Origin of the sequence: Bradyrhizobium sp. JR4.1, from assembly GCF_040548605.1 — a bacterium.
Taxonomy (GTDB): Bacteria; Pseudomonadota; Alphaproteobacteria; order Rhizobiales; family Xanthobacteraceae; genus Bradyrhizobium; species Bradyrhizobium canariense.
Genome location: NZ_JBEPRY010000014.1, coordinates 198,336 through 207,711 on the forward strand (window position 1 = coordinate 198,336; position 9,376 = coordinate 207,711).

The 9,376-nt window shown below is 62.1% G+C and carries 9 protein-coding genes and 1 pseudogene; 4 read left to right on the forward strand and 6 right to left on the reverse strand.

Features of this window, described 5'->3' with window-relative positions:
• The first annotated feature begins 98 nt into the window (after nucleotides 1-98).
• The gene (locus tag ABIB90_RS25670) at nucleotides 99-515 is read left to right on the forward strand and encodes a DUF7674 family protein (RefSeq protein ID WP_354201584.1); all 417 of its coding nucleotides are present in this window, start codon (nucleotides 99-101) and stop codon (nucleotides 513-515) included.
• Between the two features lie 181 nt (nucleotides 516-696).
• On the opposite strand, the gene ABIB90_RS25675 is transcribed toward ABIB90_RS25670, so the two are convergent.
• Entirely contained in the window at nucleotides 697-1,974 is a 1,278-nt protein-coding gene (locus tag ABIB90_RS25675) for a L,D-transpeptidase (RefSeq protein WP_311985943.1), read from the reverse strand.
• 251 nt (nucleotides 1,975-2,225) lie between these two features.
• Here ABIB90_RS25675 and ABIB90_RS25680 point away from each other — a divergent pair, with 251 nt between their 5' ends.
• On the forward strand, nucleotides 2,226-3,365 hold the full coding sequence (locus ABIB90_RS25680) for a lysozyme family protein (protein WP_354201585.1): 1,140 nt from the start codon (nucleotides 2,226-2,228) through the stop codon (nucleotides 3,363-3,365).
• 83 nt (nucleotides 3,366-3,448) lie between these two features.
• Here ABIB90_RS25680 and ABIB90_RS25685 read toward each other — a convergent pair whose 3' ends face one another.
• The 3 genes from ABIB90_RS25685 to ABIB90_RS25695 form a co-directional block, all read right to left on the reverse strand.
• Nucleotides 3,449-3,859 carry a hypothetical protein gene (locus ABIB90_RS25685; protein ID WP_007594128.1) on the reverse strand — a complete coding sequence of 137 codons (411 nt, stop codon included), beginning with the start codon at nucleotides 3,857-3,859 and terminating at the stop codon, nucleotides 3,449-3,451.
• A gap of 716 nt (nucleotides 3,860-4,575) precedes the next feature.
• Nucleotides 4,576-6,195, reverse strand: coding sequence for an inorganic phosphate transporter (locus ABIB90_RS25690; RefSeq protein ID WP_354201586.1), 1,620 nt, complete (start codon nucleotides 6,193-6,195; stop codon nucleotides 4,576-4,578).
• A 69-nt stretch (nucleotides 6,196-6,264) separates the two neighbouring features.
• Nucleotides 6,265-7,776 (reverse strand): CYTH and CHAD domain-containing protein, encoded by a 1,512-nt coding sequence (locus ABIB90_RS25695; protein ID WP_354201587.1) that lies wholly within the window; start codon nucleotides 7,774-7,776, stop codon nucleotides 6,265-6,267.
• A gap of 372 nt (nucleotides 7,777-8,148) precedes the next feature.
• Here ABIB90_RS25695 and ABIB90_RS25700 point away from each other — a divergent pair, with 372 nt between their 5' ends.
• Nucleotides 8,149-8,412 (forward strand): hypothetical protein, encoded by a 264-nt coding sequence (locus ABIB90_RS25700; RefSeq protein WP_219685128.1) that lies wholly within the window; start codon nucleotides 8,149-8,151, stop codon nucleotides 8,410-8,412.
• On the forward strand, nucleotides 8,409-8,585 hold the full coding sequence (locus ABIB90_RS25705; protein WP_007594113.1) for a hypothetical protein: 177 nt from the start codon (nucleotides 8,409-8,411) through the stop codon (nucleotides 8,583-8,585). Before ABIB90_RS25700 ends, ABIB90_RS25705 begins: the two co-directional genes overlap by 4 nt.
• 29 nt (nucleotides 8,586-8,614) lie before the next feature.
• On the opposite strand, the gene ABIB90_RS25710 is transcribed toward ABIB90_RS25705, so the two are convergent.
• Nucleotides 8,615-8,926: an HGGxSTG domain-containing protein gene (locus ABIB90_RS25710; protein WP_354201589.1), complete on the reverse strand. Its 312-nt coding sequence runs from the start codon at nucleotides 8,924-8,926 to the stop codon at nucleotides 8,615-8,617.
• Nucleotides 8,923-9,303, reverse strand: a pseudogene (locus ABIB90_RS25715) (hypothetical protein); the annotation flags it as partial. The gene ABIB90_RS25710 and the pseudogene ABIB90_RS25715, both read right to left, overlap by 4 nt.
• Between the last annotated feature and the right edge of the window lie 73 nt (nucleotides 9,304-9,376).

Sequence of the window (9,376 nt, forward strand, 5' to 3'; positions counted from 1 at the left end):
ATCATACCCGCAGACTCAACCACCCGACGTCCGCTTTTCGACACGAAGCGGGCCCCTGGCTTTCAATGCACCAGTTCAGCTTGTGACCCGTTGCCGACATGATCCGTGTCCGACATATTGATCGCATGCCTAGGGATGAGAGCTATCTTGAAGGAATTTCTGATCTTGCACCTCAATTGAGAGAGGTGCTCGCTAAACTGAAGGCCCAGTGGTCGCCCGAAGTGGTGCCCGTAACCCTCGTGGGTACCGGATTGGCGGAGGCTTTTGTCGAGCATTTCAATCGACTGCCAAAAAGCACAGTACGATCCATCTTTGAACTCTGCGAACAAGCACTCGAAGACGGCTCTGCTCAAGAACGTGCCGCCTTATCAACCGGCTTTCTTGAATCACTACAGCATGCAGATGGCAGAAAGGCGTTCGATTTCAGGTCGGTGGTAGGCCTCCTGGGACCGAAGTCCAGAGAGCATTGCTCAGCAATGGATAGGTTCTGGAAAGCCACGACGAGCGGCTTGTAGAGGTCCGCTTATGGCCCATAGCTGACCTGTCCCGCGCAGCCGGTCCATGACCGCTTGTGACCCTTAGCCGACCTCGCGCCGCTTGGCTCAGGTGCGGACATCAAGTTGCACCAGAATTGCGATCGGACAATTCCACCGGCTTGCGCAGCGACATCGTGTGTTGGTGGGGTGCGCCGCCGCGTCAATGCGTTACCACGATGAAATCCGTGTCTTTTCCCGTCTCCTGGCTAATTCCGTTGTCGGAAACAATCAACGAAGAGGCCGGCGTCAGGAGTTCAGAGATCTTCTCAACCGTATCCTGGGGCATTTCGATGCGGTTGAGCGCCGCGTTGGCTTTGTCGGGTAACGGTTCCGGCGCGGTTTGCTTCGCGGGCGCTTCTCGCCGTTTCGTGGCAGCTTCGGACATACGGGGCAATTCCTCTGGAATCGACACGACGCTCCAGCGAATAGCCGTTCCCTCGTTCTGGAATTCCATTGCGGTAAACACGTGCGTTCCCAGCGGCTCCTCCGGATTTTCGATCTTGACCGGGACATCAAACAACGGCGTGAAGCCCTGACGCACGAACAGCTTGCTCAACTTACGACTGACGAAGATGGAGATCGGGACGATCTTTTTAGGCACGCTTGCAGCGGGAGCCGAGCCCGGCTCCTGGAGACTGGCGGCTTCTGGAGTCTCGGCGCTTGACACCAGTGATCCCTGCGTTGCCGCGGCTGCACCGATGCTCTTGGTTGCGACGGTGGCACTCTGGAATTCGGACGAACCGGACGCGGCTTTCGGTTGAAAAAGATGCGGATTGGTTATCTCGACCGGCTGGACATCACCATGCGCAATGATCACGCGCGTGCCGCGCTTCGTGAGATGCCAGAGTCGAACGGCAAAATCATTTTTCAAACGGATGCAGCCGTGTGACGCTGGATGCCCGGGCACGACACCGGCGTGCAACGCTATCCCTGACCAGGTGATGCGTTGCATGTAGGGCATGGGGGCGGCGCTATAAATATTTGAACGGTGCCATCGTTCTTTGCTAATGACGCTGAACACGCCGAGGGGAGTCGGATGCCCCTCCATTCCCGTGGACACCGAAGAGCGTGCAATCAGGGCCCCGTTGTCAAAAAGCGAGACCCGTTGGTCTGCGAGCGAGATGATGATCTGGAGCGGGCCCTTCGGAAGGGGCTCGGGCCGAACGCTCTTGGCCGTTTCAGAGTTTGTCTGCCGGTGGTGGTGCTTGTCTTTGTACGGAGCGTATTGGCTTCGCCAGAACGTGTGTTGGGGTCCAAACAGAAATTGAGCGTGTGCGATCCCCGCAGGGAGCATGAAAATGGCGAGTACAGCGGTTGTTATCGCGCGCTGCATTGCTGGTAATTCCTTAACGAGCATCGCCCGGTCCCGTAGGCGCGATTCCATCGTTTCGAGACGATGCGCGAAGCCGAAGCCTGATGCGTCATCCTGACAGCGCACCAAGCCTCTCCTCCAAATCTGGTCGCAGTGGGTCGAAAATTGGACCGTACTCACAATTACCGTGGGAGTTGCCGCTGAGACGGGCGCGATTGCTTGCGATCGACGCGTTGCAATCGGGCAACACGTTTCGGAAAAATTGACGAGCGGCCGTTTGCGCCATTGCGCGACCCACATTGATCCCAAGAATGAGCCTCTTCGCATGCTTGGCTTTTCTACACGGCTCCGGTGGAGCCTATGGGGGCGACGGCATCATGAACCCGCGGCGACTTACGATGGTGGCGCCGACGTTTTGCGGAACGGTCGTTCTCGCGGGGTGGATCGTTGGCTGGCTGGCCGGCTTCGGTCCGGCCGGCTCCGAGAACGGCCGCGCAGTGACCATCCAGGACCGCGCAGCATCTCTCGCCGCCACCGCGATGCTCGCGGATGAACCGCAGGCAATCGCAATGGGCAACACCGGACCCGCGAACGCCGCTGTCGCTAGCGCCGAAGTGGCGACGGCCGCTGAGCCCGCGGCGGTGACGGCCACCGACACGACGGCGGCCTCGGATAAATCGGAATCAATCGTCGTGGCCGCGTTGCCCGATCCGTCGCAAACGCTGTCGGCCGATTTACCGCCTGCGCAGGACTCGGTGGACTTGGGCCACCACGATGTCGTCCAGCCGGCGCCGACCACGTGCGGTGCATCCGGCGGTGCCTCCAGCACGGGGCCGCAGGATTTCCGGTATCTCATTTGTTATGTCTGGTCCGAACTGCCGCCTGCCGAGAAGCCGGCGGCGATCGTCTTGCGTTCGTTCAAGGACATCCCGGTCGGAACGCCGGTGGAAGAGATCAAGCGCGCGTCCGACGCTTTCGGTCTGGATTTCACTTTCATGAAGGCCGTGGCCAAGGTCGAGTCCGGTTTCGATCCCAAGCAGCGCACCGGGTCATATATCGGGCTGTTCCAGCTGAGCAAATACGAGTTCAGAAAATTCGGCTCCGGAGACATTCTTAGTCCCCGCGATAATGCCGTTGCGGCAGCCTACAAGGTCATCACGGAAGGCATTCTATTCCAGTGGGTGACGCACAGGAAGCCGGACTTGAACGATCTTTACCTGATCCATCAGCAGGGCTGGGAAGGCGCCGCGGAGCACCTCAGTCAACCCAATCGCATCGCCTGGAAATCGATGTGCGCCACTGGCGAAGGCAGGGAGAAGGGCGAAAAATGGTGCAGGCGCGCGATCTGGGGCAATACGCTTCCGGCCGTCAAAGAGGCGTGGAAATCCGTGGAGAAGCTGACGTCGGAGGCGTTCGTCGGAATGTGGCGCGAGCGGGTTGCTCATTTCCAATCGAAATACATGGGCACCGCGACCGCCGACGCCGAGCGGGCGCAGGCACCAGTGAATGTCCGTTGAGTGGTTAGCAGGAGTTGCCGCACCCGCGGGCGAGCGGGCCTTCCGTCGCTGGTCGCGCGGATGCACTTTACATTGTTGCCTGATCAGTCATTCGCGCCGACATCGGTAAAAAGGAACCCCGCCGGCGTCTTGGTAAAGACGAAGATGACCTCGCCGCAGAAGACGAAGTAAGTGTCGTTGTTCTCTTGATCGCGGTCGTAGACGGCCTTGCCGCGCTGGATACACGCGCGGTTTTTCGCCGTGAACGAGGTCGGATAGGTCTTGGCGCGAAATTGCGCGGCGTCACGAATTGCGCTGTCGTTCATGAACGGCAATCGTGTCATACCGGCGACGGCGGCGGAATCGTTTGTCCTCAGCGCCGCGCGAAACCTCTCGATGAAGGCATCGAATTCCTTCTGCAAGGCAGGAGAAGCGACGGCTTTCTTCGCTTGTACAACGGCTGGAGCAAGGTTCACGAAAGCGGTTGCGAGCATAATTCTCAGCAAAAATCCCAAGGGTCGGCTCCGTCCATCGACTAATCAAGGCCCTCCGACCGATCCAAATCCATGGTGTTCTGTTGCGTCAAGGGCTTTCTGGCGCGCCAGCGCAGCGTTAGCCCGCGCCCAGGCGTGGACCAACAGTATTTGCTTGGCGCCCACTGCTGATTTTCAACCCTTAGCCGATCTCCAGGCTGGCGCCGAGCTTGTCCGCTCGTGACGGCGTAGCCGAGCAAAGCCCTCAGGGACTTTAAGAAAATGACCCACGGTGCAAGTCTGCAGGGCATCTGTTGCGGGTCTCTGCAAGCGTCCTCGTCAACAACAATTGCGATCTACGCTGGCTTGAGAATCTATTCGGCAACTCGCGACAGCTCCCCAAGTAGCTTCAACGCATCATCCAGCACCTCGTGAAGCTGCCTTCGTTCAGCGGCCGTATCACGCGTGAATGCGCCGTGCGTTTGCGCATTCTGATTTCCTTTCGGCGCGCCTGATCTCCGTGCGCCGCCGTGCATGCGCCAGCGAGACTTGCCGTGCACGGCGGGTGAGAAGACAGCTATTTTGATCTCGCTCCAATGCGAGCAACGCAAGGATCAGCGCGCGGGCACCGCCCGCGTCGTTGGTGGCGCGGTCCCCATCAGCGTCCCGTCCCGATCAGCTTTTCGGTGGCGTTACACGATCGGGCGGCCCGTGCGCAAGTGGCGCGCCGACAGACCATCGTTGCAGATGGCGAACGGTCAGATCACGGCGTGGAACATCATATACAGCAGGCCGGCGATCAGCATGGCCGCGGGCAATGTCAGAACCCATGCCAACACGATGTTCCTGATCGTGCCCGTCTGCAGCCCCGAGCCGTTGGCCGCCATGGTGCCGGCGACGCCGCTGGACAAGATATGCGTGGTCGACACCGGCATGCCGTAAAACTCAGCGCCGAGGATGGTGCCGGCGGCCACCAGCTCGGCCGAAGCACCTTGCGCGTAGGTCAGGTGCTGCTTGCCGATGCGCTCACCGACCGTCACGACGATCCGCCGCCAGCCGACCATGGTGCCGAGGCCAAGCGCGATCGCGACCGAGACCTTGACCCAGGTGGGAATGAAGCGCGTGCCGTCTTCCAGGCTGGTGCGATAGTTCTTCAGGATCGCGGCATCGCCCGGCTCGAGCTTGGCGCCCGCCTCGGGCAGCAGACGGATGGCGTCGGCCGCCAGGTACATGTCGTTGCGCATATTGGCCGTCGCCGCCGCCGGAACCCGGCTGATCGATCCGTAGCTCTTCACGCCATTGGCGACCTCGTCGGACAGGCTTGCGAGCGCTGCGAACACGTCCGGCCGGTTCAGGTTCCGGGTCTTGAGCGCGGTCCCGATCAGGCCGCGTGCATCGTTCGGACTGACCTGCTGAGCGCCTTGTGCATGCGCCGCGAACACCCACTTCGCCTTGCTGGTGATGTCGACGAACGCCGGCGTGCTCGAATCCGGCATGGTCCGGTTCAGAGCGTAGGCGGTCGGCGCCACGCCGATCAGGATCAGCATGATGAGGCCCATGCCCTTCTGCCCGTCATTGCCGCCATGCGCAAAGGACACGCCGGTGCAGGTCAGGATCAGGATGCCGCGGATCCACCACGGCGTCTTGCCCTTCGGCTCCTGGTACAGCTTCGGCACGGGAACGACGGCCTTCAGCAACAGCAGCAGCAAGGCCGACAACGCGAAGCCGACCACCGGACTGAACAGCAGCGCCTTGCCCACGCTCATGGCCTGGGTCCAGTCGACCCCCGACGTGGCCTGCCCGGCGGGGGCGAGAAGCTCGTTGGTAAGCCCGACGCCCATGATCGATCCGATCAGACAGTGCGACGAGCTGTTCGGGATGCCCATCGACCAGGTCGCGAGATTCCAGATGATTGCCGCGATCAGCAGGGCGAAGATCATGGCGTAGCCGGCGGCGCTGCCGACCTGGAGGATCAGGTCGACCGGCAACAGCGTGATCACGCTGTAGGCCACCGCGCCGGTGGAAACGAGCACGCCGAGAAAGTTGAACACGCCCGACCAGATCACCGCGGTCAGCGGCGGCAGGCTGTGGGTGTAGATGACGGTCGCGACTGCATTGGCGGTGTCATGGAAGCCGTTCACGAATTCGAAGCCGAGTGCGATCATGAGGGCGACGCCCAGCAGCAGCAGCGCACTGATCGCGAGTGGCTCGCCGACGCTTTGCGTATCGGTGAAGATGCCGTAGGCGGCATAGCCGATGCCGCTGACGAGGAAGAGCAGGAAGACCGCCACCATGCTGACATGGGGTTTCTTGTGGAGGTCGGGTTTGGCGGCGGCTTGCGCGGCCGGACGTGCATCGTTGAGTGCGAGATCGGACATGGGGATTGCTCGGCGGTCAGTCTGTCAGCGATGATCCCGGCGGATCAGGAAATCCATGGGAGCCTCAGCTCAGCCGCTGGGCACGGCGCGCAGCCGGCGCAACCGGTGCAGCTCCCTTGCCGCGTCCTTCATCAGGCCATCGGCGGCCTCGCGTTCCTGGCCGACGATGACCCCCGATGTGAAAGCCTGGGCGCGGCGGTGTGCAGGCGGCGCCGCCAGCGCAGCCTCGGTCGCCAGTTTGCGGTGTGTCATGAAGTCGTTCAGCGATCCCAGGGCCGATTGAATCTGCTTCAGCCGGCCGGAAAGAGCTGCAAGCTCCCTCTGGCCGCGATCGCCGTAAAGGCTGCTGAAGAAGTCGGTTGCATAGCGAATCTTCTTGATCTTGATCCGCAGCTTGTGGCGTTGCACCGGATCGAGATCATTCAGTCGCTTGCCTTGCTTTCGCGCCTTCCTGATGCGCCGATCCAGCACCTCCGCGGCGTAGGCGGCGATCGAGCGGTCGTCATCGACGCGAGGCCGTCCGGCTTCGATCCACTCGATCGTATCGATCAGCAGGCGGCGGTAACGCGCCGCCGCGACCGCGTCGCGGGCGCGCTTGAAAGCCGCCATCCTTTGCCTTGAGAACCTCTCGCGGATCGCCCGTGCGCCGCGTGCCGGGACGCCGTGCCTGGTGATCGGCTGTATGCTCTCCTTCAGAAACACGTCGATTTCACGCGCAGGCGCCAGTTCGTCGGTGAGCCATTTCAGCTCGGCCTTGATCCGCGCCGTGCTTGCTCGCGGCAGGATGTCGCCGAACAGCGAAATCGCCGCGCGCAGGCGCCGCAGCCCGACGCGCATCTGATGAACGCCCTCGGCATCGAGGTCACGCACCGGATCGGCGTTCGCCGTGATGTGACGCAGCGTCGAATGCGCGATCACGCGGAATGCCTCGTGCGGCGATTGCTCGGGAATGAGCTCGATCGCCTCGGCATGTTGCGCGCCGCCGCCGCTGTTCGCGACGAGCTGGTAACCGCGCTCGGCCTTGGAGCGCAGATCAAGCTCGGCCCCCGTTCGGCGTTCGAGATGGCGCGCGAGGCGGAACAGGTCCGCGACATGTCCGGATTTGAGTTCCAGCTCCAGTTCGGCAACGGGCCGTGACCGCCGCCCGGCGCTGATGCGGCCCCGGTCGACGGCGAGTTCGATCTGGCTCTTTCGTACGCGGCGGGCCTGCGCCATCCGACGGATGTCGGTCTGGAATACCGGCTTCAGCTTGCGGGGAAGTTTCCCCGTAGCAAGGCGCCGGAGCGGTGTATGGCTGGTCTTGGCAAGATCGGGATTTGCGCCGGAGACCTCGTGCTCCCATTCTCCGCGCCTTATGCCGCCCGCGCTGCCTGCTTTGACGGTTTGCACGTAGCGGTCCTCGATCTTGCGAACGCGTAGCGTTAGGCCGTGGCGCCTCAGCTTGTGCCTGTTCGTATCGTAGTAGGTCGACACCAGCGTCTGCTCGGATTTGTCGCGGCGCTGGCCCGCAGCGCCGCTCCGCAAAATCGACGACAGTTTGTGCGGTGAAATCCGGAATTTCAGTTCCGTTTCTGCATTCATGGCTGGATCTTTCCGTTGCCCATTCAAAGTGGCGCACCCGCGGGAAGTTCCGATGCTGCGAGCATTTCAAAGCGGCTGGCGATTAGGGGCGCCGCAAGTCATGGAAACTTCACGGAACCCGGCGCCAGCGTGCTCGATTGAGGAGCAGCACCACGATTGAAGGAGGCAGCCTTGAGGCGAACGAACGCAATTGCGATCCTGATCATCGTGCTCATCCTCGCTGGCGGTGCTGCTGCGCTTTATCGTCTGGATACCGGCGAAGGAACCCGTACCAGTCGCGCGGATTCGGCAAGGACGGCGTCGGATTGAGCCGGGCGGATCCTGCCGAGAGCCAGGCTTGCTGCAGCGATTGACCGGAGAGCAAATACGTCGATGTCCAGAACCGCGATCACCGTTCGAGACCTCACGGCCGGGGTGCTTGCCATTGTCCATGCGCATCCAGACTGCGAGCTCGTGAAGGAGATCGCGATCACGCCGGTTGAGATCACCGGCGTGGGAAGGACTTGGCACGCGAATCTCGTCGACAGCGGCGGCGCCGATGTGCAGCGCGCGGCCAGCGTCTTGAGGCAGGCGAGAGACGATCTCGAGCCGATGTTTGAATTGGTTGACGAACCGCCACCGAAGGACGAGCCATGAAAAAGCCCGCGATCCATCCAGATGACTTCCCGGTTGAGACCAGCAAGACGACCGTCAAGACCAACAAGGGCGAACCGCTTGCGGACGCCGAAAGCGAGCCGGTGGCGGAGGAGATCGCCGACCGTCTCAACGAGCATGCCTACCGCGAGGAGCACGATCGATGGTCGCCGTGACCTCCGGATATCCACGGTCGCGATCGACGCTACGCGCAACAGCCGTTCGCTGTCATTCCGCCGACGGACTGGCGGCTTAGTTCGCGAAGCAGTTCGCCTGCCTGATCCAGCAGCGTCCGAACGTTGTTCCGCTCCGCGACCGCTTCCCCCGTGAACATCCCATGCTTCCGCGCATTGCGGTTGCCGGGCGGCGCGCCTGTCCTTGCGGCGCCGCCATGCATGCGACATCGACTCTTGCCGCGCACCGCCGGCGCGCAACAGGGGGTACCACTACGAGCCCTTGCGCCGCAGCGGCGGCTCGCTTGCATCGGGCTGGTGTTGCGAACGTGATCGCTGCTCATGCGATGGCGCCGTCCTCTACGTCAACGTTCGGCTCCGCGACGATCATGCTGGCGTGTTGCGTGACGTTGCCTACGATCGCCCTGCCGCCGTCCTGCACCGACAAATTCCGGACCGTGATCGCGCGCTCGCCGTTGTTGCGGTGGCGGCTCAGTGCCTCGATCTGGCTTGCGAAGGTGCGGGCCAGCCGGGTCAGCGCGCGTGTGAGGCTCTCCTGCTGCGGGATGTCATCGGTGAGGGCGAGGCGGCAGGCGGAGCGCATCGCTGCGGCGTGAACGGACACCATCTGCACCGCGAGCATGGCCTCGATCGAGTCCTTCGGCGCGATATTCTTCACCAGTGAGATCAGGAAGGCGAGGGCGGATTCAAACGGTCGTCGCAACACCAGTTACTTTCACTCATAACAGAAGATCGTCAAGCGCCTCCGCCGGCGTTTTCCAGCCTAGTGTCTT

What these genes read in the sequence shown, in the direction of transcription:
- ABIB90_RS25710 (WP_354201589.1), bottom strand. Translation starts at nt 8,926, where the DNA reads ATGAGCAGCGATCACGTTCGCAACACCAGCCCGATGCAAGCGAGCCGC.
- ABIB90_RS25680 (WP_354201585.1), top strand. Translation starts at nt 2,226, where the DNA reads ATGAACCCGCGGCGACTTACGATGGTGGCGCCGACGTTTTGCGGAACG.
- ABIB90_RS25705 (WP_007594113.1), top strand. Translation starts at nt 8,409, where the DNA reads ATGAAAAAGCCCGCGATCCATCCAGATGACTTCCCGGTTGAGACCAGC.
- ABIB90_RS25690 (WP_354201586.1), bottom strand. Translation starts at nt 6,195, where the DNA reads ATGTCCGATCTCGCACTCAACGATGCACGTCCGGCCGCGCAAGCCGCC.
- ABIB90_RS25670 (WP_354201584.1), top strand. Translation starts at nt 99, where the DNA reads ATGATCCGTGTCCGACATATTGATCGCATGCCTAGGGATGAGAGCTAT.
- ABIB90_RS25695 (WP_354201587.1), bottom strand. Translation starts at nt 7,776, where the DNA reads ATGAATGCAGAAACGGAACTGAAATTCCGGATTTCACCGCACAAACTG.
- ABIB90_RS25700 (WP_219685128.1), top strand. Translation starts at nt 8,149, where the DNA reads ATGTCCAGAACCGCGATCACCGTTCGAGACCTCACGGCCGGGGTGCTT.